This window comes from Streptomyces sp. NPDC090119 (genome assembly GCF_044747085.1).
In the GTDB taxonomy this organism is placed as follows: domain Bacteria; phylum Actinomycetota; class Actinomycetes; order Streptomycetales; family Streptomycetaceae; genus Streptomyces.
Genome location: NZ_JBIVDK010000001.1, coordinates 1,085,596 through 1,108,759, shown reverse-complemented (window position 1 = coordinate 1,108,759; position 23,164 = coordinate 1,085,596). Strand labels below are relative to the sequence as shown.

Here is a 23,164-nt window from a genome sequence, read left to right as displayed (position 1 = left end):
TTGCCGTGTCCCCGCCCGGCGGGCGATGTCTCGCGCGCCGGGCGGGGATGCGGCACGGTGGATTACGGCGCGACAAACCGGCCATCTCGGGACGGCCGGGCGCCGCCACCCTGCCGTACGGCGAAGAGGAGCACCCGCCCATGTCGAACCACACCTACCGGGTCAGCGAGATCGTCGGCACCTCCAACGACGGTGTCGACCAGGCCATCCGCAACGCCATCGGCCGTGCCGACCAGACCCTGCGCAATCTGGACTGGTTCGAGGTCACTCAGGTCCGGGGGCAGATCGAGAACGGGCGGATCGAGAAGTACCAGGTGTGCCTGAAGGTGGGCTTCCGCCTGGAGGACGTCTGAGCCAGGTGAACCGCCCCACCGGCTCAGGTCCGGCCCTCCCGCTCCTGGGCCTCCTCCAGCGCGGCCGAGGACTCGGCCCAGCGGGCCCGTACGACGGGGAACCCGGCCCGTTCCGCCGCGTCGCAGACCAGCTCGTCGTCGTCCACCACGACCAGCACCTCACGCCGCCGGGCGAGCCCGCGCAGGATCTCCAGCTTGGTGGTCCGGGCGGGCCTGCGGTCGTGGTTCGGCCGCATGTGCAGCTCACCGTCCGGGAGTTGGTGCAGGGCGAGCCAGTCGAGGGTGTCGCGGCGGCCCCGCTCGGGCCGTCCGGTCAGGTACACGACGTCGCAGGTGCGGGCGGCGGTACGGGCCATCGCCACCCCCTCGGCCAGCGGCGGATCGAGGGGTGCGGCGGCGAAGAAGCCGTCCCAGTCGCGCGGACGCCGCTCCAGGAAGTGCTGCCGGTGCGCGGTCCCCGCCAGGGTGTTGTCGAGGTCGAAGACGGCGACCGGGCGCGCGCTGCTGTGTGCCACAGGCCCACTGTAGAGCGGCCGCCGTGCCCTCCGGGCGTTCGAGATGCGAAGCCGGGCCGGGGCGGTGACCCTGGGAGGGAAGCCTCAAAGCGACGAGGAGGGCTGCCATGTCCTTTATGGACAAGATCAAGGGAATGCTCAAGGGCCACGAAGACATGGCCGACAAGGGCATCGACAGGGGTGGCGACTACCTCGACCAGCGGACCGGCAACAAGCACCAGTCCCAGGTCGACACCGCTCAGGAGAAGCTGAGGGACCAGTTCGGCTCCCAGCAGCACCGCGACAACCCGCCGCAGTCCTGACCTCGCGGGGACGGCCCCGTCACGGCGTCACCCCGCGCGGAACTCCTGTGAACCGTCACGTCCGCTGAACCATGACGACCGCGTCCGGCCCGGAGCGACTCCGGGCCGGACGCGGACGTATGCGTGCGGACGGGTGAGGGATCATGCTTCACATGATCCACACTTCACGCCGCGGTCTGCTGGCCGCCTTCGCCGTCACCGCCGCCTCCCTGCCGCTGGGCGCCCTGGCCACCGCCCCCGCGCGGGCCGACGCCCTGCCCGCCCCCGTGGACCCGCTTCCCGCCCCTGCCGGGCTGACCTCGGCCCGCTCCTCGGTGACCCTGCCGCCGCTGGACGCCTCCTACTTCACCCAGGTGACGCTGGCCGCGCCGCTCACCGCCACCGTGCTGCCGGGCACCCCGGCGCGGACCGAGATAACCAGCGGCGGCAGACGGGTCGCCCTCCTCAGCCAGGGCGCCCGGACCGTGCTGGTGCCGGGCCCGCGAAGAACGTTCGCCGAGAACAAGCGGCCCTTCGTCGACGACTTCGGGCGCACCCTGCCGGACACCTCGCTCCCGGCCGCCGACCGCGCGTACTGGGGGACCTCGCCGGGCGGCGGCAGCTGGTCCACGCTCGGCCCGGCCGACACCGACTACTCGGTGCTGCCCGGCACCGGTGTCATCGCGCTGACCACGGACTACGCCAGCCGCCACGCGACCCTGCGGGACGACCGGATCACCGACGTGGACGTCCGCGCGACGGCCCGCTTCGACAAGGTGCCCACCGGTCAGGCGTGCTCCTACGCCCTGTCCTTCGGCTACCAGGACACCCACAACAACTACCGGGCCCGGCTGTCCTTCCTGACCAGCGGCGCGGTGGAGCTGCGCGTCGAGAAGGAGATCGCCGACACGGTCACCCAGCTCGCCACGGCCGCCACCCTCGCCACCGGCGTCCCGGCGGGCACCGACTTCTCGATCCGGGTGCGCCGGGAGGGCACCCGGATCAGGGTCAAGGCGTGGCGTACGAGCACGGCGGAGCCGTCCGGCTGGGCCGTGGACGTCACGGACTCCGCGTTCGGTCCGGGCCGGGTGGGCCTGCGCGCGCTGGCCAACCAGGGCTGCACCAACCTGCCGGTCAAGCTCCAGGTGAGCCGCTTCGAGGTGGACGCGGCGAACTGGGACACCCCGCCGACCGTCACCCACGGCGACTGGGTGCGTGTGCTGCCGCAGCCCTTCGACGGCACCTGGACGGCCGACCTGGAGCGCACGGTCCGCGGCTGGGCCGGATCGACCGCGCCGGACGTGCTGGCGTACGCCGCGATGTTCCTCGGCGGCGCCCCGGCGGTCACCGCCGGGGACGGGCCCGCGCGGGGCAAGCAGGTGCTGGGCGAGGCCGGTTACGGCTATCTCGACCCGCAGGGCTACCGCTACGAGGGCGCCGACTTCCACGAGTACATGAACGTGGGCTGGACCTTCCCCAACGGCACCTACACGGGGCCGTCCAGCAAGCAGGTCGGCAACCTGGACTGCTCGGGCTACACGCGGATGGTGTACGGCTACCACCTGGGCGTGCCGCTGGCCGCGGGCGCGGACACCTCGGGGACGCGGATACCGCGCAAGTCTCGGGACATCGTGAACTACGCGCCCGGTGTCGTCGTCGACCGCACGAACGGCACCGCCCCGCCCGCCGCCACGCAGCTCCAGCCCGGGGACCTGGTGCTGTTCAACGCCGACTCCGGCGACGACCACCCGACCGTCACCGTGGACCACGTGGGCATCTACCTGGGCCCGGACGCCGACGGCAAGCGCCGTTTCCTGTCCAGCCGGAAGACGGTGGACGGTCCCACCATGTCCGACCTGGGCGGCGCGTCCCTCCTCGACGGCACCGGAACGTACGCCACCGCCCTGCACACGGTCCGCCGTATCTGACCCCCGGAACACAGCAGACGGGGCCGGGGATGAGCACCACTCCCGGCCCCGCCCGTCCGCCCCCTTGGCGAACGTCTGCTGTGGCGGCTACCGCTTGCCCGCCTTACGGGTGGCGCGCAGCCACTCCTTGTTCATGCCGGTGATGGAGAAGAGCGGGATGCCCTTGGGGCAGGCGGTGGCGCACTCCCCGGCCAGGGTGCAGCCGCCGAAGCCCTCCGCGTCCATCTGGGCCACCATGTCCAGCACCCGAGTCTCCCGCTCGGGCCCGCCCTGCGGGAGGACGTTGAGGTGGTTGACCTTGGCCGAGGTGAAGAGCATCGCGGCGCCGTTGGGGCAGGCGGCCACGCAGGCACCGCAGCCGATGCACTCCGCGTGCTCGAAGGAGAAGTCGGCGTCGGGCTTCGGCACCGGTGTCGCGTGGGCCTCCGGGGCGGCGCCCGTGGGGGCGGTGACATAGCCGCCCGCCTGGATGATCCGGTCGAAGGCGGAGCGGTCCACCACCAGGTCCTTGATCACCGGGAAGGCGGCGGCCCGCCAGGGCTCGATGTCGATGGTGTCGCCGTCCCGGAAGGACCTCATGTGCAGCTGGCAGGTGGTGGTGCGCTCGGGGCCGTGGGCGTCGCCGTTGATGACCAGGCTGCACGCGCCGCAGATGCCCTCGCGGCAGTCGTGGTCGAAGGCGACGGGGTCCTCGCCCTCCAGGATGAGCCGTTCGTTCAGGACGTCCAGCATCTCCAGGAAGGACATGTCGGGTGAGATGCCGTCCACCTCGTAGGTGGACATGGCGCCGTCGGTGTCGGCGTTCCGCTGGCGCCAGACGCGCAGGGTGAGCCTCATGCGTAGCTCCGCTGGGTGGGGTGGACGTACTCGAAGACCAGGTCTTCCTTGTGCAGGACGGGGGACTCGCCGGTGGCGGTGAACTCCCAGGCGGCCGCGTACCCGAACTCGTCGTCCCGGCGGGCCGCCTCGCCGTCCGGGGTCTGGGACTCCTCGCGGAAGTGGCCGCCGCAGGACTCGGCGCGGTGCAGGGCGTCGAGGCACATCAGCTCGGCCAGTTCGAGGTAGTCGACGATGCGATTGGCCTTCTCCAGCGACTGGTTGAACTCCTCGCCGGTGCCGGGGACCTTGATCCGGCGCCAGAACTCCTCGCGGATGCGGGGGATCTCGGCGAGTGCCTTGCGCAGGCCCTCGGCGTTGCGGGCCATGCCGCAGAACTCCCACATCAGCTCGCCGAGTTCACGGTGGAAGGAGTCGGGGGTGCGGTCGCCGTCGACGGCGAGGAGCAGGTTGACCCGGTCCTCGGTCTCGGCCAGCACCTCCTGCACCTCGGGGTTTTCGTCGGTCAGCGGCTCCTGGTGCGGGTGGCGGGCCAGGTAGTCGTTGAGGGTGGCCGGCAGCACGAAGTAGCCGTCGGCCAGGCCCTGCATCAGCGCGGAGGCGCCGAGCCGGTTGGCTCCGTGGTCGGAGAAGTTGGCCTCCCCGATGGCGAAGAGTCCGGGGACGGTGGTCTGGAGGTCGTAGTCGACCCAGAGCCCGCCCATCGTGTAGTGCACCGCGGGGTAGATCCGCATCGGCACCTCGTACGGGTCCTCGTCGGTGATCCGCTGGTACATGTCGAAGAGGTTGCCGTACTTCGCCTCGACGGCCTTGCGGCCCATGCGCCCGATGGCGTCGGCGAAGTCCAGGTAGACGCCCTGGCCGCCGGGGCCGACCCCGCGTCCCTCGTCGCAGACGTTCTTGGCGGCGCGGGAGGCGATGTCGCGCGGGACCAGGTTGCCGAAGGAGGGGTAGATCCGCTCCAGGTAGTAGTCCCGCTCGTCCTCCGGGATCTCCTTGGGCGGACGGGTGTCGCCCTCCGCCTTCGGCACCCAGATACGGCCGTCGTTGCGCAGCGACTCGCTCATCAGCGTCAGCTTGGACTGGTGGTCGCCGGTGCGCGGGATGCAGGTGGGGTGGATCTGGGTGAAGCAGGGGTTGGCGAACAGCGCGCCGCGCCGGTGCGCCCGCCAGACGGCGGTCGCGTTGGAGTTCATGGCGTTGGTCGACAGGTAGAAGACGTTGCCGTAGCCGCCGCTCGCCAGGACCACCGCGTCCGCGAAGTAGGTGTCGATCTTCCCGGTGATCAGGTCGCGGGCGACGATGCCGCGCGCCCGGCCGTCGACCACGATCAGGTCGAGCATCTCGGTGCGCGGGTGCATCTCCACGTTCCCGGCCGCGATCTGCCGGGACAGCGCCTGGTAGGCGCCGAGCAGCAGCTGCTGTCCGGTCTGGCCACGGGCGTAGAAGGTGCGCTGGACCTGGACGCCGCCGAAGGAACGGGTGTCGAGCAGGCCGCCGTACTCACGGGCGAAGGGCACGCCCTGGGCCACGCACTGGTCGATGATCTCGACGGAGACCTGCGCGAGGCGGTGCACGTTGGACTCGCGGGCCCGGAAGTCGCCGCCCTTGACGGTGTCGTAGAACAGCCGGTGCACGGAGTCGCCGTCGTTGCGGTAGTTCTTCGCCGCGTTGATGCCGCCTTGCGCCGCGATGGAGTGGGCGCGGCGCGGGGAGTCCTGGTAGCAGAACTGGACGACGTGGTAGCCCTGTTCGGCGAGCGTGGCGCCCGCCGAACCGCCCGCGAGGCCGGTGCCGACGACGATGACGGTGTGCTTGCGCCGGTTGGCCGGGTTGACCAGCTTGGCCTCGAAGCGGCGGGTGTCCCAGCGCTCCTGGACCGGGCCGGAGGGGGCCTTGGTGTCGGCGACCGGGTCGCCGGTCGGGTAGTCGGTGTAGGTCATGGTCAGCTCACCACTCCGGTCATCACGCCCACGGGTACGGCGATGAAACCGGCCGTGAGCAGCAGCGCGAGTACGTTTGCGGCACCCTTCAGGAACCGTTCGCGGGTCCGGCCACCGGCGCCGAGGGTCTGGGCGGCGCTCCAGAAGCCGTGCCGGATGTGCAGGCCGAGGGCGAGCATCGCCACGATGTAGATGACGTTGCCATACCAGGTGGAGAAGGTGTCCACCACGTTCTGGTACGGGTGGCCCTCCTGGAAGCCGCCGGAGTGCACGGTGCCGGTGGTCAGGTCCAGCAGATGCCAGACGATGAACAGACCGAGGATGATCCCGCCCCAGCGCATGGTCCGGGTGGCGTAGCTCGTACGCGCCTTCTTGTGCACGTACTTGCTGGGCCGGGCCTTGATGTCGCGGCGGCTGAGCTGGTACGCGGCGGTGGCATGGGCGACCACGGCGACGACCAGGACCACCCGCACGATCCAGAGCGTCCACTCGTAGTGCATGAACGGCTCGCCGACCGTGCGCAGCCAGTGGGCGTAGTGGTTGAAGTCGCCGGCCCCGAAGTAGATCTTCAGGTTTCCGATCATGTGCGCGACCAGGTACAGCAGCATCACGATGCCGCTGACGGCCATCACGGTCTTCTTGCCGACGGAGCTGTCCCAGACTGTGCGCGCCATCGACGGCCGTCGGTCCGTCCGCGTTGCCAGAGCCATGGACAGGACGTTACGACCGCGCCGCCGATCGGTCCAAGACATGGTTCGGCTGGTTTCCATAGCCTCTCGCTATCCTGGAGGGGTGCAGTTCCAGCAGCTCCAGTACTTCGTCGCCGTGGCCGAGACTCGGCACTTCACCCGTGCCGCCGAGCGGGTCCATGTCGCGCAGCCTTCGCTGTCCCAGCAGATCCGGGCGCTGGAGCGGGAGCTGGGCGCGGATCTGTTCGTCCGGGCGCGGGGCAACATCGCGCTGACCGACGCGGGCGAGGCGCTGCTGCCGCTGGCCCGGCGCATCCTCGCGGACGCGGACACCGCCCGGCACGAGGTGCAGGAACTGGTGCAGCTGCGCCGAGGCCGGGTCCGGCTGGGCGCGACGCCGAGCCTCTGTACGGGGCTGCTGCCGGACGTGCTGCGCGCCTTCCACGACCGGTATCCGGGCATCCAGCTGCTGGTCCAGGAGAGCGGCTCGCGGGACCTGGTCCGGGAGCTGGGCCGGGGGGAGCTGGACCTCGCCCTGATCGTGCTGCCGCTGCCCGCTCCGGCGCCCGCGCTGACCACGGTCGAGCTGCTGCGGGAGGACCTGGTCGTGGTGTCCTCCCCCGAGGCTCCCGCCCCCGGCGGAGGGCGCCGCTTCGTGGAGATCGCCGACCTCGAGAGCGAGCGGCTGGTGATGTTCCGGTACGGGTACGACCTGCGGGAACTCACCGTCAACGCGTGTCGCTCCGCTGGGTTCGAGCCGGAGTTCGCGGTCGAGGGGGGTGAGATGGACGCGGTTCTCGGGTTCGTGCGGGCGGGGCTCGGTGTGGCTGTCGTGCCTCGGATGGTGGCCAGTCGGGCCGGGCGGGGGCTTCGGGTGACTCCCCTCGCCCGGCCGGGGCTGTCCCGGACCATCGCGCTGGCGCACCGGAGTGATGTGGCTCCGCCTCGGGGGGCTCAGGAGTTGCAGCGGATGCTGTTGGAGCGGTAGCGGCTGTTCGTCTGCCTGGTGCTGTGGTTCTGCGGGTGCGGGTGCGTCGGGGCTTGTCGCGCAGTTCCCCGCGCCCCTGACGGGGTGCGGCCTGCTGCGCGGCCGCACCCCGTCCCCTCACCTCCCCGCGCCCCCCGTTCCCTCAGCTCGTCGCGTCTGCCAAGGCCAGGGTGTGCAGGTTCTCCGGGGGGCCCGGCCTCGCGTAGTACCAGCCCTGGGCGGTGTCGCAGCCCAGGAGGCGGAGCTGTTCCGCCTGGGCGCTGGTCTCCACGCCCTCGACCGTGACCGCCAGGTCCAGGCTGTGGGCCAGGGAGACGATGCCTTCGACGATCTTGAGGTCGACCGGGTCGGCCGGGAACTGCTGCATGCCCTGGGTGAAGGAGCGGTCCAGTTTGAGCACGCTGACCGGCAGGCGGCGGAGGTTGGCCAGGTTGGAGTAGCCGGTGCCGAAGTCGTCCAGGGCTATGTCGACGCCCATCTCGGCCAGTCGGCGCAGCGGCTTGAGGAGGCCGTCGTCGGCGCCGATCAGCGCGGACTCGGTGACCTCCAGGCACAGCGCGTCCGGCGTGACCCCCGCGCGCTCCAGGATGTCGACGGTGTCCTGCACCAGGCCGGGGTGGGTGAGCTGGCACGGGGAGAGGTTGACGTTGATCCGCAGCGGGCCCGCCGCGCTCCCGTCCTGTTTCTCCCGCCAGGCACGGGCCTGCCGGATCGATTCCTCAAGGACCCACCGGCCCAGCGGGACGATCAGCCCGGTGTGCTCGGCGAGCGGGATGAAGCGGTCCGGGCCGAGCACCCCGTGCTGCGGGTGCAGCCAGCGGACCAGGGCTTCCGCACCGCTCACGGTGCCGTCGCCGAGCTGGACCAAGGGCTGGTACTCGATGAAGAACTCGCCGCGTTCCAGCGCGCTCGGCAGGGCGGTGGTGAGACCGTGCCGGGTGATCGCGCGGGCGTCCGCCTCCGGGTCGGCCAGCTCGGCCCGGTTGCCGCCCGCCGACTTGGCCCGGTACATCGTGATGTCGGCGCTGCGCAGCACCTCCGCCGCCGTACGCTCCCCCGCCGGGCCCTCCACGATGCCGAGGCTGCCGCGTACCAGCAGGTCGCGGCCGTCGATGCCGACCGGGGTGAGCAGGGCGTTGCTGATGCGTTCGGCCAGCTCCTCCACCCCGCGCTCGGTGTCGCGGCCGGTGGTGAGGGCCACGAACTCGTCGCCGCCGAGGCGGGCGACCATCTCGCCGGACGCGGTGGTGCAGGACTGGAGCCGGTCGGCGACCTCCACCAGCAGCCGGTCGCCCGCCGCGTGGCCGAGGCTGTCGTTGATGGCCTTGAAGCCGTCGAGGTCCAGGTAGCACAGACCGAAGCGCTGGCCCTCGCCCGCCGCGAGCGCCTTCTCCAGCCGCTCGAAGAACAGGGTGCGGTTGGGCAGCCCGGTGAGGGCGTCGTGGGTGGCCTCGTAGCGCAGCCGCAGATGGAGCAGGCGGCGCTCGGTGGTGTCCTCCATCAGCGCCAGCTGGTACTGCGGGGTGCCGTCTGCGTCCCGGAGCAGGGACACCGTGAGGTTGGTCCACAGGGCGGTACCGTCGGTCCGGTTGAACGCCTTCTCCACGTGGTAGTGGTCGCGTTCGCCGCGGACCAGTTCCTCGTAGAGCCGCCAGGTCTGGGGCGCGTCCTCGGGGTGGGTCCAGTCCCGGACCTTCCGGCCGCGCATCATGGTCTCGGAGACGCCGAACATGCGCTGGAGGGCGCCGTTGACCTGGAGGACGTTGCCGTCGAGGTCGGCGATGCCGATACCGATCGCGGCGCCCTCGAACACCGCGCGGAAGCGGGCCTCGCTGGCGTGCAGCGCCTCGGCGACCACGCCCTGGGCGCGCAGCGCGGCCTGCGCGATGGACTCCTGCTCGGCGAGGGTGCGCTCGCGCAGCGCCTGGGCGTACCCGGCGGCCATGGCGTGCTGCAGTCGCGAGGAGCGCATGCGGAGTTGGTCCTGCGGGCTGTCGTCGCCGCAGTACAGCACGAGGTAGGCGTCGACGCAGTCCAGGGTGCGGGCGAGCACCTCGGGGTCGGTGCCGTGCGCGTCGACCAGCGCGGCACCGACCGCCCTGGCCTCCCCGGCGTCGAAGCTGTGGGCCCGCAGGGCCCGGCTGAGGCGGTGGGCGAGCGGGAGCAGCAGCTCCTCGAACCCGGCGCGGGTGAGCGACGTGGAGGTGACGGGGTAGACGGCCCGGCTCCATATCGTCGTCAGCCGCCGCACTCTGCCCTCCGGGCCGTCCGGCTCCGCGCTCACGCCGTACGCCCCACGCCGGCGAACCCGGAGAACGCGAAGTCGTCCTCGTCCTCCGGCGCCGACTCCGGGCGCCAGTCCGGGAGATGGACGAGTCCGGGATCGAGCAGCTCGAAGCCGTCGAAGAAGCGGGCGATCTCCTCCCGCGGGCGCATGACCAGCGGGGTGCGGATGTCCCGGTACACGTCCACCGCGCCCTCGGCGCGCTCCTCCGGCAGCGGGATGCCCTCGTAGGAGGCGTGGGTGAGGATCAGCAGGCTGCCCGGCGCGAGCGCGGCGCGCAGTTCGGCCACCGCGCGGTGGGGTTCGTCGGTGTCCTCCAGGAAGTGCAGGACGGCCACGAGCAGCAGGGCCACCGGCCGGTCGAGGTCGATCAGCCGGGCCACCTCGGGGCTGGTGAGGATCTCCTGCGGCTTGCGCAGATCGGCGGCGACGACGTCCGCGTCCGCGTTGCCCTCGAGCACCGACCGGCTGTGCGCGACGGCCACGGGGTCGTGGTCGACGTAGACGACGTGCGCGCCGGGCCGGGCCCCCTGGGCTATCTCGTGGACGTTGCCGAAGGTGGGGATGCCGGAGCCGATGTCGAGGAACTGGTCGATGCCCTGCTCGGCGGCGAAGCGCACCGCCCGGCGCAGGAACGCCCGGTTGGCCTGCATGATCTTGGGCAGGCCGGGGAGGAACTCCATCGCCTTGCGGGCCGCTTCCCGGTCGACCTCGAAGTTGTGCGATCCGCCCAGGTAGTAGTCGTACATGCGCGAGACGCTCGGCACCGAGATGTCGATGCTCCGGGGGGCCCAGGCGGGGCGCTCCATGTATCACTCCAAGGCGTAGGCGACGGGGACGGGTTGAGCCGGTGTCGGAGCTGAGGCTACTGATCGCCCGCCAAAGGGGCGACCCGAAACGGAAATTGACCATCCGTTCCCGGTCACCGCCTGCGGAAAGCATCCGTCCGACCCCGCTGGGTGACCGTCCCGGCGCACGGGTGAGGGCCCGTACCCTCCGCGTGACACGGACGATACGGGCCCTTCGGCCGGACGGTGCCTTACTCGGCGGGTGCGCCGATCGGCTTGCCCTCCGGCGAGACGGCGTACCAAGTGCCGCCCACGCCCTGGCCGTTGGTGTCACCGGGGACCTTGTCGCCGGAGAAGGTGTAGATCGGCCAGCAGTTGACGGACATCTGCTTGACGCCGTCCGGGCGGGTGAAGGGCATCAGGCCCTTCTTCTTCACGCCCTGGGTGTCGTCGGAGCTCACCGGCGCGACCGCGGGCCACTTCTCCAGGCAGGCCCCGACGCAGTTGGAGACGGACTTCGGCCATGCCTTGTCCTTGAGGAAGCGGTAGACCGTGCGGCCGTTCTTGTCGACGACGATGTCACCGAGCTTGGGGTCCTTGCGGACGGAGAGGCCGGGCAGCGTGGACAGGGACGCCTTCTTGCCGTTGGGGGCGAGCGCGAACCACTTGCCGCCCACGCCCTGGCCGTTGACGTCGCCGGAGTTGAGGTCCTTGGCGTAGCGGTAGGCGGGCCAGCCGCCGATGGTGAGCTGCTTGGTGCCGTCGGCGCGGGTGACCTCGCCGAGCATGGCCTTGTCGATACCGGCACCGGCGTTGGCGTCGTCGGCGGGGACCGGGGGCCAGGTGGTGGCGCAGTCGCCGTCGCAGTTGGTCTTCGGCGGCTCGGCCGTGTCCTTGTCGAACCGGTACAGGGTGAGGCCGGACCCGTCGGTGAGCACATTGCCCAGCTGGGGGTTGGTGGCCACGGTCAGCTTGCCCGCGGGGGCGGCGAGGGTCGGGGAGGCGCTGGCCTGGGCGCCGTCGGCGCCGTAGCCGTTGCCCGAGCCGAGTCCGGTGCCGATGGCCGCGGCACTGGCCGACGCTCCCACGTTCTGGGCCGCCCCCACGGGCGCGGCGGTGTCCTGACCGCACGCCGTCGTCAGCGTCAGCACCGAAGCGGCCGTGGCCACCAGTGCGGCGGTCCGCCAGGAGGTCTTCATCCTCAACTCCCCATTTTCGCCAGTTTGTTGCGGCGTCCAATGAGTCACCGCACGGCCATGGGTACGGGGCGCGGGGGGCGGAGCGTTCAACGGGGCGGCGAAATTCTTTCGGGCGGGGTCCGACGGGGCGTGCCGGAAGGGTGGCGGTGCGTACGGGCGTACCCATCGGGGCGGCCTGGATCGTGCGGTGCGTCAAACCAGGTGGGGCGGGTTGTCCCTCCTTCGGACCAATCCTCGTATCAAAGGTCGCGGGGGCGTCGCGCGGCCCCCATGATCTCGCTCGTGCAAGGTCCCCAAGCAACCCGATGCGCGGTCGTCACGAGGGCGTTGGCGCTCCTCGCGGTGGTGTGGAGCGTGGTCGGCTGCCCGGTCGGCCCGGCGTCGGCCGACGCCTGCGCCTACGCCTCCACGGGCCCGGACGGCACGGTGGCCGTGGCGGTGGCCGGAAGCCACCACCCGGGTCCCCCGCCCTGCCCTCCGCCACCCCCGCCACCGTGCCCGCCGACGCCTACGCCGACCCCGACCCCGACTTCCACGCCGCCCCCTACTCCGACTCCGCCGCCCCCTACACCCACCCCGACACCGACTCCCACACCCACCCCGACCCCCGCTCCGCCGCCCCCGCCGCCGAAGCCCCGACCGCGGCCGACGCCGCCGCCCGCCCCGAAGCCGCCCGTCCGGCCGACGCCGCCCCCACCGGCACCGCGCCCGACCCCGCCGCCACCCCCGCCCGTCCCGGCGCCCGAACCCGCACCGCCGAGGCCGGCACCGAAACCCACTCCCCCGCCGAAGCCCACCCCCCGGCCGACCGTGACCCCGGTGAGCTACCCGGCGTACCACGCCCGCCCCGTCCGGCACACCGCTCCCTCCCACACCTCGCCGGTCCGCTACGTCCTGCTCGTCACGATTCCCGCGATCGTCGCCGTCGCGGCGCTGCGCCCGCGGTGACGCGGCCGCACCCATCCCTGGAGGTATCCGTTGTCGGATTGGCTCGTTCTCGTCCTGGCCATGCTGGGGGCCTGTGCCGTGGTGGTGATCATCACCCTCGTCCGGCACCGTCGGGCCCCGGAGGACGAGGACCCCAGTGAGACCCCGGACGTCATCGAGTACATGACGATGTGGATCGGGGTCGTGTACGCCATCGTCCTGGGCCTGGCCATCGCCGGTGTCTGGGAGGCGCGCAGCGCGGCCGGGGACACGGTCCAGGCCGAGGCGCAGGCGCTGCACGAGGTCTCCGAGCGCGTCCGGGTCTACCCGGTGGACGTGCGGGACCGGGTGCGCGCGGACGTCGACGCCTACGTCTCCTACGTCGTGGACACCGAGTGGAAGTCGATGACGGACAAGGGGAAGGTCACCGCGCAGGGGTCGCGGCTGCTGGACAAGGTGCGTCAGGACGTGACGGACTACCAGCCGCGCAGCGACTTCGAGGCGCAGGCGTACCAGCCGCTGGTGGACCAGGTGGCCGCGGCCGACCAGGCACGCAACGCGCGCGCCGACTCCACGGGCGCCACGATGCCGTCCGTGGTGTGGTGGGGGCTGCTCTCCGGTGCGGTGATCACGGTGGGCATGGTGTTCGCGCTCCAGATCCGGCGCACCGCGCGTGAACTGGTCCTGGCCGGGCTGTTCTCGGCCACCATCGCGTTCATGCTGTTCCTGATCTGGGACTTCGACGCCCCGTTCAGCCGGGGCATCGCGGTGACGGCGGAGCCGTTCCTCACCCTGTTCCCGCACGCGTAGGACATGCCGGAGGCCCTCGTCCCGGCCCGGCGAGGGGTGGGGCGAGGGCCTGTGGTGGCGTGTCCCGCGTCGGCGAGGACGCGGGCGGTGCTCAGGCGCGCTTCTCCTGGCGGCGGCGCAGCCAGAAGACGCCGCCGCCGAGCGCGGCCGAGGCGACGAGTCCGCCGCCGATGGCCGTGTCGGCCTTGGTGGCGCCGGTGGTGCTGCTGCCACCGAGGCCGCCGTTGACACCGCCGAGCACGGTGAAGGCGTTCGGGCGGGTCAGGGTGCGGCCGCCGCAGTCGACGGTGATGTCGTAGCGGCCGGGGCGGGCGCTGCGGTCGATGGTGACGACGGCGCGGGAGTTGTCGTTGCCGTTCGAGTTCAGCCGGGCGCTGCCGAAGGCGCGCGAGGAGACGGTGCCGCCGCGGCAGCCCCGGACGGTGATGGTCAGCCGACCGCCCGCGGGGAGCACGCTGGGCGAGACGCTGATGTCACGGAGGTTGCCGTCGTTGTTGCCGCCGCCGCCGTGGCCACCGTTGCCGTTGCCGTTGCCGCCGTTCTCGTGCCCGTTGCCGAAGTTGCCGTTCCCGTTCCCGAAGTTCCCGTTCCCGTTGCCGTTCCCGAAGTCGTTGCCCCGGCCGTTTCCGTTCCCGTTCCCGTTGCCGAAGTTGTCGTTCCCCCGGCCGTTCCCGTTGCCGAAGTTCCCGTTGCCGTTGCCGTTCCCGAAGTTGTCGTTGCCCCGGTTGCCGTTGCCGTTCCCGAAGTTGCCGTCGTTGCCGAAGTTCCCGTTCCCGTTCCCGTTGAAGTTGCCGTTCCCGTGCCCGTTGCCGTTGCCGTTGAAGTTCCCGTTGAAGTTGCCGTTCCCGTTGAAGACGCCGGTGTTCGGGACGACACCGGGGTTCGGCACGACGATGCCCGTGTTCGGGGCGACGCCCGTGGTGCCGTTCCCGTTGCCCATGCCGTCCGCGACGGCGACAGGAGCGGCGATACCGAGCACGGCGATCGCGGCGCACGTGACCGCCAAGGCACGCTGGTTACGCATGTGTTCCTCCGCGAGAGGCACGCCGGGGCCGGTCCCCGGTCGATCGGCGAGAAAGCACCTCCCGATCAGAACCCTCAGGGGCAAGGAACACGCCCGCATGTCGAGAATGGTCCGTCCTGGTGAGTGGACCTTCCGTGCGACAACCACACAATCGGATATCGCCGCAGGTCACGGCCCGTCAGAAATTATCTCCGGACTGCAACTCGGATGGCGCACCGAAAAGCCGGGCCGCCACCCGTTCGCCCGCCGCCCCGTCGCCGCCCACCAGCGCGGGACTTAGCGTTTTCCCATGCGCGACGGACGCGGTGGCAGCCGCGTCGAGAGGGGATGGCGAATGTCTGCGTCCGAACTGGCGGAGTGGAGCGAACGGGAGGAGCGGCGCAGGAGACGCGCCCCCTGGGGCGTGCTGGCGCTCGTGCTGCTGACCGGTGTGGCGCTGATCCGGAACGGCTCCGGCGAGTTCGACGTGGGCCCCCCGCAGCCCGCCGCGGCCGCCGCCCCGGCGCCCGACGTGAGGTCGTCGCCGAGCGCCGAAGGGGCCGCGCCCGCCTCGGCCCCGGTCGGCCTGTCCTTCTCGCCCGCGGACCGGGTCCGTATCCCGGCGATCCAGGTGGACGCCCCGGTCACCCCGGTGGGCCTGGACGCGGACGGCTGGGTCGGCGCGCCCCCGCCCGAGGACCCGAACCTGGCCGGCTGGTTCACCGGCGCGGTCTCCCCCGGCGAGAAGGGCACCTCGGTGATCGTCGGCCATGTCGACAACACCAAGGGACCCGCCGTCTTCTACGGGCTCGGCGCGCTCAAGAAGGGCGACCGGATCGACGTGGCCCGGCAGGACGGCCGTACCGCCGTCTTCGAGGTGTACGGGGTCGAGGTGTTCGAGAAGAGCAAGTTCCCCGGCGACCGCGTCTACGGCTCCAAGGGCACCCCGGAGCTGCGGGTGATCACCTGCGGCGGCGGCTTCTCCAAGCAGAACGGCTACGACGGCAACGTGGTCGTCTTCGCCCGCCTGGTCACGGGAGCCTGAGCCCCCGCGACCGGAAGGCGCACGGCCTTAGGGCCTGTCTTCCGGATCTTGCCGGGGTCGCGGGGTCTGGCACGCACATCTGCGGCGTTGTCGTCGGTTGCCGACGCTCCGCGTCGACGCCCTCCTCCGCCTTGCAGCTGCACGCACCAGACCGCGCTCGGGTCAGCCAGAAGGGGCCCTCGGCCCGAGCCGGCCTGATCCGGAAGACAGGCCCTAGGTCATCCGGCGGGGCGGCACGGTGAGGTGGTAGCCGTGGTCGAGCAGATAGGGCAGGTACTCGCGGATCGCGCGGACGCTCTGCGTCCGGTCGCCCCCGGCGTCGTGGGAGAGGATCACGACGCCGGGGGCGGCGCCGTGTTCCACCCGCTTGACGACCGTGCCGGTGCCGGGGGTCATCCAGTCGGTGGTGTCGACGGTCCAGGCCATCGGCTCCATGCCCATCTCCGCGCCGAGCTGGAAGGTGGCCCGGTTCCAGGCGCCGTAGGGGGCGCGGAACCACTGCGGGCGGTCCCCGTAGGCGTCCTCGATGACATCGCTGGTGCGCTCGATCTCGTCGCGGATGTCCTCGCGCGCCATCTCGGTGAGCAGCGGGTGGGTCCAGGTGTGGTTGCCGACCACATGTCCCTCCTCGGCCATGCGGGCCAGGAGCTCCTTGTTGTCGACGGCCATCTCCCCGCACACGAAGAACATCGCGCGTACGTCGTACTTGGCGAGGGTGTCCAGGATGTGCGGGGTGTAGTCGGGGTGGGGGCCGTCGTCGAAGGTGAGCATCATGTGCCTGCCCTTGCCGGTGATGCGCATGATGGGCTGGTGACGCACCTTCAGCCGGGCGGGGGCGTTGTGCGGGGGGCCGGAGCCGATGAGGGGCTGGAGGCGGAACGCGGAGGGCTTGAGGGCCTGGCGGGCCTGTGGCCCGGCGAGGCCGGCGGTCGTGCGGGCGGCCTGGTCGCCGCCGCCCGTCATGAGGACTCCCCCGACGCCCGCGGCGCCGAGGACGGCGGCCGAGCCGAGGAGCATCCGGCGCCGTGTGAACAACTGATCCTTCTCCATGAACCATCAGTCGCCCGCCGACCCCGCGCCGCACCGCACCGACACCGGTGCGGCGGGTCCGGTCCACCCGGTCGGCGCAGTGACGGCGCGAACCCGCCGGGCGCCCTGCCCGTCCACTGGACGGAACCGCACCTTCCGATAGCCTCACCGCCGTGACGGAACAGCAGGCAGAGCACGAGCGGCACCGGTTCGAGCGGGGCACGGACGGTCCCAAGGTCATCGTCGTCGGCGTGGACGGCTCCGACTCCTCGCTGCGGGCGGCGGCGTACGCGGGCGGTCTGGCCCGGCGGCAGGGTGCGCTGCTGGCGGTGGTGTACGTACAGCCGGTGCTGGCGGCCGGGGCGGCGCTCGGGGTGCCGGTGGCGCAGGCCACGGACGAGATCGCCGAGGACCTGATCGCGCAGATCAGGGAGGCGGCGGAGCGGGTGAAGGGGATATTCGACGTGCGCTGGGAGTTCCACACCTTCCGCGGCGACCCGTTCAACGGGCTGGTGCAGGCGGCCGACGAGCTGAAGGCGGACGCGGTGGTGGTGGGCGCCTCGGAGCAGGCCGGGCACCGGATCATCGGGTCGGTGGCGGTCCGGCTGGTGAAGGCGGGGCGCTGGCCGGTGACGGTCGTCCCGTAGCGAGGGACCACAAGCCGGGAGCGGCCGACAGGAGCGGCACCCCGGCCGCGGCGAGGGCGGTGCGCGGACCGGTGAGCGAGGCGAACAGCCCCCACAGCGCGGCCGGCGCGGCCCTACCGGTTGGGCCGGGAGCTGGGCCGCCGTGCGTGGCGTCTTCCGAACCGGCCGCCCCTGAGCCATCATGATCCGCCGTCAGCCGTTTGCCGTCGGGGAAGAGGTGAGGCGTGTGGCCCAGATCCGTTCGGGTGAGGGAATTCTCCGTCGCAAACCCATCGAGCACATCGAGGAGGCCGAGGCGGGCGAGGGCGGTCTGACCCGCTCGCTCGGCCTGTGGCAGCTCACCGCGATCGGGGTGGGCGGCATCATCGGCGCGGGCATCTTCACGCTCGCGGGCACGGTCGCCAACGGCAAGGCCGGGCCCGCGGTGGTGGTGTCGTTCCTGATCGCCGGTGTGGCGAGCGCCTGCGCGGCGCTGTCGTACGCCGAGTTCGCGGGCATGATCCCGAAGGCCGGGTCGGCGTACACCTACGGGTACGCGGTGCTCGGCGAGTTCGTGGGCTGGTTCATCGGCTGGGACCTGCTGCTGGAGTACACCGCGATCGTGGCGGTGGTCGCCATCGGCATCTCCGGCTACTTCAGCTTCCTGGTCGAGGAGGCGGGCGCGGACCTGCCCGCGTGGATGCTGGGCGCGCCCGGCACCGGCTCGGGGCACCGGGTCGACCTGTTCGCGGCCATCCTGTGCCTGCTGATCGCATGGCTGCTGAACCAGGGCATGAAGAGCGCGGCCCGGTTCGAGACGTTCGTGGTGGCGCTGAAGGTGCTGGTGGTGCTGCTGGTGATCGCGGTGGGCTTCTTCCACATCAGCACCGCGAACTACCACCCCTTCTTCCCCTTCGGCATCAGTGGCACCTTCACCGGCGCGGCCACCGTGTTCTTCGCGGTGTTCGGCTACGACGCGATGTCGACGGCGGCCGAGGAGTCCAAGGACGCCCAGCGGCACATGCCGAAGGCGATCATCTACTCGCTGATCATCTCGATGGTGCTGTACGTCGCGGCCTGCCTGGTGCTGACCGGCATGCAGAACTACAAGGACATCGACCCGGAGAGCGGCTTCTCCTCCGCCTTCAAGTCGGTGGGTCTCGGCGGTCTTGCCGACGTGATCGCGGTGGGCGCGATCATCGGCATCCTCACCGTGATGTTCACCTTCATGCTGGGCGTGACCCGCGTCTGGTTCTCGATGGCCCGCGACGGGCTGCTGCCGCGCTGGTTCGCCAAGACGCACCCCACCCGGCACGTGCCGACCCGGGTGACGTGGATCGTGGGCGTCGGAGCGGCCTGCATCGCCGGGTTCGTGCCGATCGGCGAGGCGGCCGAGCTGACCAACATCGGCATCCTGCTGGCGTTCGTGGTGGTGTGCGCGGCGGTGATCGTGCTGCGCTACCGGCAGCCGGACCTGCCGCGCGGCTTCCGTACCCCGCTGATGCCGTTCATCCCGGCGCTCGGCGCGCTGTTCTCGCTCTGGCTGGTCACCTTCCTGGAGTGGCAGACCTGGGTGCGGTTCGCCATCTGGTTCCTGATCGGCTGTGTCATCTACTTCGGCTACTCCTACCGGCATTCGGCGCTGGCCCGGCGGGCGCCCGCCGAGTGATCACTGCGCCATGGTGAGCCCGGCCTTCGTCGCGTTCCGGCCGAGCACGGTGTGCGCCACCCGGTCGCGGGTGGCGGCGAGGTCGGCGCCCGCGGCGATGGCGCGGTTCATGTCGATGACGCGTCCGGCGTCGAGGTCGTACACCTGGGGCAGGAACTCGGCGCTGCGGACCTCCCAGCGGCCGCCCGGCTTGGCGGGCGGGGCGAAGGTGAAGCGGGCGAGGGTGGACTCGTTGCCGCGCCACTCCCCCGCGCCGGCCCCGCCGTCCGCGATCTGGTCGCCCAGCCCGAAGACCACCCAGGTGCCGTTGACTTTCTCGAACGGCTGGGGGACGTGGGCGTGGTCGCCGAGGACGAGGTCGATGTCGGGGCGCCCGGCTGTCTTGGCGGCCGTGAGCTGCTTGGCGAGGGTGACCTGTCCGGCGTCGGGGGTGTCCTGCCAGGCGGAGCCCCAGTTCACGGAGAGCACGACCACGTCGGCGCCCGCCTTCCGGGCGGCCCGCGCGGCGGCGGCGATCCGGCCCGCGTCGGCCGGGTCGACCGCCCCGGACTGCCCGGTGGTGTCGTAGGCGTACGACAGGTGGGCGACCTTGGCGGTGCCCGCGCGCAGCAGGGTGACCGTGCGGGCCTCGGTGTCGGTGCGGGAGGTCCCGGCGTGCCGTACCCCGGCCTGGTCGAGGGCGTTCAGGGTGCGGGTGACTCCGTCGCCGTCGGCCTGCGGGGAGGCGGTGGAGCAGCTGTCGTAGCCGGTCGCGGCGAGGCCCTGGGCGAGCTGGGGCAGGGCGGTGACGGCCGGGTCGCCGTCGGCGCCCTGGACCGGCTCCAGGTGACACAGCGCCAGGTCGGCCCCGGACACGGCCGGGCGGGCCCCGGCGAGCATGGGGCGGAAGTCGTGTCCGGCGCCGGAGGCGTCGAAGCCCGCCCGGTCCACGGCGGACGCGTACGGCTGGACACCACCGGCGGCGACGAGCGTGAAGCCCTTCCCGGCGCCCGGCGCGGGCTGCCCGGAGGCGCCGGGCTCGGCCCGGTCCTGGTTCTGGCAGGCGGCCAACGCCGCGAGCGCCGCGGTCAGCGCGAGGGCCACCTGATGCCTGCGTCCGATCATCAACTCACCCCAGGGTTGCCGGAGGGGACTTGTCGTATTGACAGACAAGCTCTGACGGGCATATGGGTATGAAACTCTCCCCCCTCGCAAACAGGGCCTAGCCCATCCGGTGCTGTCGGCGCCCTTGGTGACCGTTCGTCCGACCGCTCGTCGCGCCCTGCCGACCGCCCGTCGCACCGGCGTGCGCGCAGGGTGTCGCCGGGCGGCGGGCTGCGCTGCCATACGGCCATGACGGCCGGGACCACTGCCCCAGGGACGACGACCGCCGAGCACGAACTCGCCGCGCTGGCGCGGGAGCACGGGCGGCCCCTCTTCGCGCTGCTGCTGCGGCTGAGCGACGGGGACCGTCAGCGTGCCGAGGATCTGGTGCAGGAGACCCTCGTACGGGCCTGGCAGCACCCGGAGGCGCTGCGCGCCGAGAACTTCGCCTCGGCCCGCCCGTGGCTGCTGACCGTCGCCCGGCGTCTCGCCATAGACGCACGGCGGGCGCGGCGGGCCCGGCCGCCGGAGGTGGTGGACGAGGTCCCGGAGACCGCTCGGGTGACCGCCGACCACGCCGAGCGGGCCGCCGCCGCGCTCGATGTGCGCGAGGCTGTGAAGACACTCACTCCGCACCACCGTGACGTGCTGGTACTCGTGTACTTCCGCGGGGCGAGTGTGGCGGAGGCCGCCGAGATCCTGGGCATTCCACCCGGTACCGTGAAGTCCCGCGCGTACTACGCGCTGCGTGCCCTGCGCCAGGTTCTTCCGGGATACGCGACTGACCTGCGGTGAAACCGGGCGCCTGGTCAAGCCTCGGTAAAGCGCCTTGCCGTGACCCCCGTCGGGGTCATGAGCTGTCCTCATCCGTGTTCCGGGCGGGGGGCCGGGTTCGGGCGACGCGCACGCACCGGAGGAAGGCAGGCAGGGATGCTCCACAGAGGTCACGAAAGTACGAACGGCGCCGGTGGCGGTGAACTCACCGTCCCCATGGCCTGGTTCTACGCCGAGTACATCGCGGACGAGTTGCTCCGCACCGGCGATCTGATGCCACCGACGTCCTTCGAGTTCCGGGCGGGGCGGGACGCGCTGGCGCTCACCGTCTTCCTGTCCGACACCGAGGGCGAGCTCTCCGGGGTCCGGGTCATCTCCCAGCTGGAGAACTGGCTGTCGCTGACGGCGTACGACCAGCCGTGGCGGGAGTGGGTCGGCGGCCGGATGGCCGAACTGACGGCGGAGGCGGCCGCACCCGGCACTCCCGATCCGGACCTGGCGCTCGCGGGGGACGCCTGGCGCTGGCTCGAGGAGACCGAACTGCTCGCGCCCGACCTGGACGCGGTGCCGGGCGGTGGCACGGCCTACGGCGAGGACGACGGCCCGAAGGTGTGGACCCCGGCCTGGCGGCTCGGACTGCCCCTCGGACACCTGGCCATCCATCTGTTCTGAACCGGGCTCCGACGCGATCCGGGTTCTTTTTCGGGCCACTTGGAACTCGGACCAATCCGGGGGCCCGACCGCTCCGAATCCTCATTGGGTTTCTGCGCGCGGCTTGAGTCATTCCGCCGTCCGGTGCGTACCAATGGGTGCACCGCGTAACCCCACCCGCACCCATAGGCACGAGGATTCGGCATGAGGTCCCTGGAAAGGCATCGCGCCGTCGGCGCGTACGCGCTCGGCGTGCTGGACGAGGCGGAGACCTTCCGCTTCGAGGACCACCTCGCCGAGTGCCCCCGCTGCGTGCACGACGCGACCGAATTCGGCCCTACGGCACGGCAGTTGATGCTGTACCGGGAAGCCACGCCCGCCTTCGTGCCCGCGTTGGCCCAGCCCGGCCCCCGGCTGCTGGACCGGCTGCTCGGCGAGATCACCGTACGCCACCGCGCCCGGCGGCGCAGAGTCCTCTACGGGCTCGCCGCCTCGGTGGTGCTGGCGGTGGCCGGGCCCGCGGTGATGGCCTTCGCCGGGCACGGGCAGCCCGCCGCCCGGATCACCGCCGCCACCGATCCGGGCACCGGGGTGTGGGCGCGGGTCACCACCGAGGGCGAGCGCTGGGGCAGCGGGCTGCGCCTGGAGGTGCGGGACAGCGCCGGTCCGCACTCGTGCAGGCTGATCGTGGTCGGCCGGGACGGCTCGGAGCAGGTGGCCGGTGGCTGGACCGTCGGCGCGCACGACGAGGGCACCACCGCGACCACGGCCGGCTCCTCGCTGGACCCGGACGACATCGACCGCTACGAGGTGCGCACGGACAAGGGCGAGCGGCTGGTGACCCTGCCCGCGCGCTGACCGGCGCGGGTCACTTCAGCAGCCGGGAGAGCCTGCGGTCGGCGAGCGGCTTGCCGCCGGTCTGGCAGGTGGGGCAGTACTGGAGCGAGGAGTCGCTGAAGGAGACCTCGCGGATGGTGTCCCCGCACACCGGGCAGGGCTCGCCGGTACGGCCGTGCACCCGCAGCCCGCTCTTCTTCTCCGCCTTCAGCCGCCCGGCCGCGATCCCCCGCGAGCGCTCGACCGCCTCGGTGAGGGTGGTGCGCAGCGCGGTGTACAGGCGGGTGGTCTCCTCGGGGGTGAGGGAGGCGGCCAGCTTGAACGGGGACATCTTCGCGGCGTGCAGGATCTCGTCGCTGTAGGCGTTGCCGACCCCGGCGATCAGGGACTGGTCGCGCAGCGCCCCCTTGAGCTGGCGCCGCTCGCTCTTCAGCAGCCCCGCGAACCGCTCCTCGTCGAAGTCGTCGGCCAGCGGGTCGGGGCCCAGCCGGGCGATCCCCGGCACCTCGGCCGGGTCGCGCACCACGTACACCGCGAGCCGCTTCTGGGTGCCCGCCTCGGTCAGGTCGAAGCCCTCGCCGCCCTCCAGCGCCACCCGCAGCGCCAGCGGTCCCTTGCCGGGGCGCGGCGGGGTGTCCGGCACGCTGTCGCGCCAGTGCAGCCAGCCCGCGCGGGCCAGGTGGGTGACGAGATGCAGGCCGCCGTCGCTCTGCAGGTCCAGGAACTTGCCGTACCGGCGCACGGCGGTGATCCCGGTGCCCTCCAGGGCGGTGACCGGCGGGTCGTAGGTCTTCAGCACGCTGATGGCGAGCGGCTGCACGCGGGTCACCCGGCGTCCGGCCAGGTGCTCGGTGAGGAAGTCCTTCAGCGCTTCTACCTCGGGCAGTTCCGGCATGTGTCCAGGG

At 71.9% G+C, this 23,164-nt stretch carries 23 protein-coding genes; 12 read left to right on the top strand and 11 right to left on the bottom strand.

The window, feature by feature from the left end; genetic code table 11:
• The first annotated feature begins 140 nt into the window (after positions 1–140).
• Positions 141–353 (top strand): dodecin, encoded by a 213-nt coding sequence (locus ACIPPM_RS05100; protein ID WP_030817079.1) that lies wholly within the window; start codon positions 141–143, stop codon positions 351–353.
• Between the two features lie 23 nt (positions 354–376).
• On the opposite strand, the gene ACIPPM_RS05095 is transcribed toward ACIPPM_RS05100, so the two are convergent.
• Positions 377–868: a hypothetical protein gene (locus ACIPPM_RS05095; protein WP_401443095.1), complete on the bottom strand. Its 492-nt coding sequence runs from the start codon at positions 866–868 to the stop codon at positions 377–379.
• A 107-nt stretch (positions 869–975) separates the two neighbouring features.
• Between ACIPPM_RS05095 and ACIPPM_RS05090 the strand changes: the two genes are divergently transcribed.
• Both ACIPPM_RS05090 and ACIPPM_RS05085 read left to right on the top strand, forming a co-directional pair.
• Positions 976–1,170, top strand: coding sequence for an antitoxin (locus ACIPPM_RS05090; protein ID WP_355196613.1), 195 nt, complete (start codon positions 976–978; stop codon positions 1,168–1,170).
• 152 nt (positions 1,171–1,322) lie between these two features.
• Positions 1,323–3,077, top strand: a complete 1,755-nt coding sequence (locus ACIPPM_RS05085) for an NlpC/P60 family protein (RefSeq protein WP_401443091.1) — start codon at positions 1,323–1,325, stop codon at positions 3,075–3,077.
• Between the two features lie 87 nt (positions 3,078–3,164).
• Here the strand turns inward: ACIPPM_RS05085 and ACIPPM_RS05080 are convergent, their stop codons facing one another.
• From ACIPPM_RS05080 to ACIPPM_RS05070, 3 genes are read right to left on the bottom strand one after another with little or no spacing between them, the layout of a single operon-like run.
• Positions 3,165–3,914, bottom strand: a complete 750-nt coding sequence (locus ACIPPM_RS05080; protein ID WP_393597948.1) for a succinate dehydrogenase/fumarate reductase iron-sulfur subunit — start codon at positions 3,912–3,914, stop codon at positions 3,165–3,167.
• A complete protein-coding gene (locus ACIPPM_RS05075) occupies positions 3,911–5,857 on the bottom strand; it encodes a fumarate reductase/succinate dehydrogenase flavoprotein subunit (protein ID WP_401443088.1) in 1,947 nt (648 codons plus the stop codon). Before ACIPPM_RS05075 ends, ACIPPM_RS05080 begins: the two co-directional genes overlap by 4 nt.
• A 2-nt stretch (positions 5,858–5,859) precedes the next feature.
• Positions 5,860–6,531 carry a succinate dehydrogenase gene (locus ACIPPM_RS05070; protein WP_389006008.1) on the bottom strand — a complete coding sequence of 224 codons (672 nt, stop codon included), beginning with the start codon at positions 6,529–6,531 and terminating at the stop codon, positions 5,860–5,862.
• 118 nt (positions 6,532–6,649) lie between these two features.
• Here ACIPPM_RS05070 and ACIPPM_RS05065 point away from each other — a divergent pair, with 118 nt between their 5' ends.
• Complete coding sequence (locus ACIPPM_RS05065; protein ID WP_401443086.1) at positions 6,650–7,534, top strand: LysR family transcriptional regulator; 885 nt, start codon at positions 6,650–6,652, stop codon at positions 7,532–7,534.
• A gap of 142 nt (positions 7,535–7,676) precedes the next feature.
• Here ACIPPM_RS05065 and ACIPPM_RS05060 read toward each other — a convergent pair whose 3' ends face one another.
• From ACIPPM_RS05060 to ACIPPM_RS05050, 3 genes are all read right to left on the bottom strand, one after another.
• Positions 7,677–9,818, bottom strand: a complete 2,142-nt coding sequence (locus tag ACIPPM_RS05060; RefSeq protein WP_401443083.1) for a putative bifunctional diguanylate cyclase/phosphodiesterase — start codon at positions 9,816–9,818, stop codon at positions 7,677–7,679.
• Positions 9,815–10,627, bottom strand: a complete 813-nt coding sequence (locus ACIPPM_RS05055) for an SAM-dependent methyltransferase (protein WP_401443080.1) — start codon at positions 10,625–10,627, stop codon at positions 9,815–9,817. The genes ACIPPM_RS05060 and ACIPPM_RS05055 overlap by 4 nt, the downstream gene beginning before the upstream one ends.
• A gap of 230 nt (positions 10,628–10,857) precedes the next feature.
• Positions 10,858–11,805 (bottom strand): SCO0930 family lipoprotein, encoded by a 948-nt coding sequence (locus tag ACIPPM_RS05050; protein ID WP_401443078.1) that lies wholly within the window; start codon positions 11,803–11,805, stop codon positions 10,858–10,860.
• An 819-nt stretch (positions 11,806–12,624) separates the two neighbouring features.
• On the opposite strand from ACIPPM_RS05050, the gene ACIPPM_RS05045 reads away from it, so the two are divergent.
• Together ACIPPM_RS05045 and ACIPPM_RS05040 are read left to right on the top strand one after the other, a co-directional pair.
• Positions 12,625–12,753 carry a hypothetical protein gene (locus ACIPPM_RS05045; RefSeq protein ID WP_389005605.1) on the top strand — a complete coding sequence of 43 codons (129 nt, stop codon included), beginning with the start codon at positions 12,625–12,627 and terminating at the stop codon, positions 12,751–12,753.
• Positions 12,754–12,783: 30 nt separating this feature from the next.
• A complete protein-coding gene (locus tag ACIPPM_RS05040) occupies positions 12,784–13,542 on the top strand; it encodes a DUF4239 domain-containing protein (RefSeq protein ID WP_401443075.1) in 759 nt (252 codons plus the stop codon).
• 91 nt (positions 13,543–13,633) lie between these two features.
• Here ACIPPM_RS05040 and ACIPPM_RS05035 read toward each other — a convergent pair whose 3' ends face one another.
• Entirely contained in the window at positions 13,634–14,566 is a 933-nt protein-coding gene (locus ACIPPM_RS05035; RefSeq protein WP_401443073.1) for a hypothetical protein, read from the bottom strand.
• A 334-nt stretch (positions 14,567–14,900) separates the two neighbouring features.
• Between ACIPPM_RS05035 and ACIPPM_RS05030 the strand changes: the two genes are divergently transcribed.
• Complete coding sequence (locus ACIPPM_RS05030; protein ID WP_401443071.1) at positions 14,901–15,590, top strand: class F sortase; 690 nt, start codon at positions 14,901–14,903, stop codon at positions 15,588–15,590.
• A 213-nt stretch (positions 15,591–15,803) separates the two neighbouring features.
• On the opposite strand, the gene ACIPPM_RS05025 is transcribed toward ACIPPM_RS05030, so the two are convergent.
• Complete coding sequence (locus ACIPPM_RS05025; RefSeq protein WP_401443069.1) at positions 15,804–16,640, bottom strand: polysaccharide deacetylase family protein; 837 nt, start codon at positions 16,638–16,640, stop codon at positions 15,804–15,806.
• A gap of 152 nt (positions 16,641–16,792) precedes the next feature.
• On the opposite strand from ACIPPM_RS05025, the gene ACIPPM_RS05020 reads away from it, so the two are divergent.
• Positions 16,793–17,266, top strand: a complete 474-nt coding sequence (locus ACIPPM_RS05020; RefSeq protein ID WP_161191787.1) for a universal stress protein — start codon at positions 16,793–16,795, stop codon at positions 17,264–17,266.
• 226 nt (positions 17,267–17,492) lie between these two features.
• Positions 17,493–18,914 carry an amino acid permease gene (locus tag ACIPPM_RS05015; RefSeq protein WP_401443065.1) on the top strand — a complete coding sequence of 474 codons (1,422 nt, stop codon included), beginning with the start codon at positions 17,493–17,495 and terminating at the stop codon, positions 18,912–18,914.
• On the opposite strand, the gene ACIPPM_RS05010 is transcribed toward ACIPPM_RS05015, so the two are convergent.
• Positions 18,915–20,018 (bottom strand): CapA family protein, encoded by a 1,104-nt coding sequence (locus ACIPPM_RS05010; RefSeq protein WP_401443062.1) that lies wholly within the window; start codon positions 20,016–20,018, stop codon positions 18,915–18,917.
• Between the two features lie 228 nt (positions 20,019–20,246).
• Here ACIPPM_RS05010 and ACIPPM_RS05005 point away from each other — a divergent pair, with 228 nt between their 5' ends.
• From ACIPPM_RS05005 to ACIPPM_RS04995, 3 genes are all read left to right on the top strand, one after another.
• Positions 20,247–20,792: a sigma-70 family RNA polymerase sigma factor gene (locus ACIPPM_RS05005; RefSeq protein ID WP_031181297.1), complete on the top strand. Its 546-nt coding sequence runs from the start codon at positions 20,247–20,249 to the stop codon at positions 20,790–20,792.
• 135 nt (positions 20,793–20,927) lie between these two features.
• On the top strand, positions 20,928–21,443 hold the full coding sequence (locus ACIPPM_RS05000; protein WP_401443059.1) for a hypothetical protein: 516 nt from the start codon (positions 20,928–20,930) through the stop codon (positions 21,441–21,443).
• 183 nt (positions 21,444–21,626) lie between these two features.
• Entirely contained in the window at positions 21,627–22,280 is a 654-nt protein-coding gene (locus ACIPPM_RS04995; protein WP_401443056.1) for a zf-HC2 domain-containing protein, read from the top strand.
• Between the two features lie 10 nt (positions 22,281–22,290).
• Here the strand turns inward: ACIPPM_RS04995 and ACIPPM_RS04990 are convergent, their stop codons facing one another.
• Positions 22,291–23,154: an Fpg/Nei family DNA glycosylase gene (locus tag ACIPPM_RS04990; protein WP_401443054.1), complete on the bottom strand. Its 864-nt coding sequence runs from the start codon at positions 23,152–23,154 to the stop codon at positions 22,291–22,293.
• Positions 23,155–23,164: the final 10 nt, after the last annotated feature.

Excerpts from the sequence above, each read along its gene's own strand:
- ACIPPM_RS05005 (WP_031181297.1), top strand. The coding sequence starts at position 20,247 with ATGACGGCCGGGACCACTGCCCCAGGGACGACGACCGCCGAGCACGAA.
- ACIPPM_RS05010 (WP_401443062.1), bottom strand. The coding sequence starts at position 20,018 with ATGATCGGACGCAGGCATCAGGTGGCCCTCGCGCTGACCGCGGCGCTC.
- ACIPPM_RS05025 (WP_401443069.1), bottom strand. The coding sequence starts at position 16,640 with ATGGAGAAGGATCAGTTGTTCACACGGCGCCGGATGCTCCTCGGCTCG.
- ACIPPM_RS05030 (WP_401443071.1), top strand. The coding sequence starts at position 14,901 with ATGTCTGCGTCCGAACTGGCGGAGTGGAGCGAACGGGAGGAGCGGCGC.
- ACIPPM_RS05100 (WP_030817079.1), top strand. The coding sequence starts at position 141 with ATGTCGAACCACACCTACCGGGTCAGCGAGATCGTCGGCACCTCCAAC.
- ACIPPM_RS05050 (WP_401443078.1), bottom strand. The coding sequence starts at position 11,805 with ATGAAGACCTCCTGGCGGACCGCCGCACTGGTGGCCACGGCCGCTTCG.
- ACIPPM_RS05085 (WP_401443091.1), top strand. The coding sequence starts at position 1,323 with ATGATCCACACTTCACGCCGCGGTCTGCTGGCCGCCTTCGCCGTCACC.
- ACIPPM_RS04995 (WP_401443056.1), top strand. The coding sequence starts at position 21,627 with ATGAGGTCCCTGGAAAGGCATCGCGCCGTCGGCGCGTACGCGCTCGGC.
- ACIPPM_RS04990 (WP_401443054.1), bottom strand. The coding sequence starts at position 23,154 with ATGCCGGAACTGCCCGAGGTAGAAGCGCTGAAGGACTTCCTCACCGAG.
- ACIPPM_RS05090 (WP_355196613.1), top strand. The coding sequence starts at position 976 with ATGTCCTTTATGGACAAGATCAAGGGAATGCTCAAGGGCCACGAAGAC.
- ACIPPM_RS05035 (WP_401443073.1), bottom strand. The coding sequence starts at position 14,566 with ATGCGTAACCAGCGTGCCTTGGCGGTCACGTGCGCCGCGATCGCCGTG.
- ACIPPM_RS05075 (WP_401443088.1), bottom strand. The coding sequence starts at position 5,857 with ATGACCTACACCGACTACCCGACCGGCGACCCGGTCGCCGACACCAAG.
- ACIPPM_RS05070 (WP_389006008.1), bottom strand. The coding sequence starts at position 6,531 with ATGGCGCGCACAGTCTGGGACAGCTCCGTCGGCAAGAAGACCGTGATG.
- ACIPPM_RS05055 (WP_401443080.1), bottom strand. The coding sequence starts at position 10,627 with ATGGAGCGCCCCGCCTGGGCCCCCCGGAGCATCGACATCTCGGTGCCG.
- ACIPPM_RS05000 (WP_401443059.1), top strand. The coding sequence starts at position 20,928 with ATGCTCCACAGAGGTCACGAAAGTACGAACGGCGCCGGTGGCGGTGAA.
- ACIPPM_RS05080 (WP_393597948.1), bottom strand. The coding sequence starts at position 3,914 with ATGAGGCTCACCCTGCGCGTCTGGCGCCAGCGGAACGCCGACACCGAC.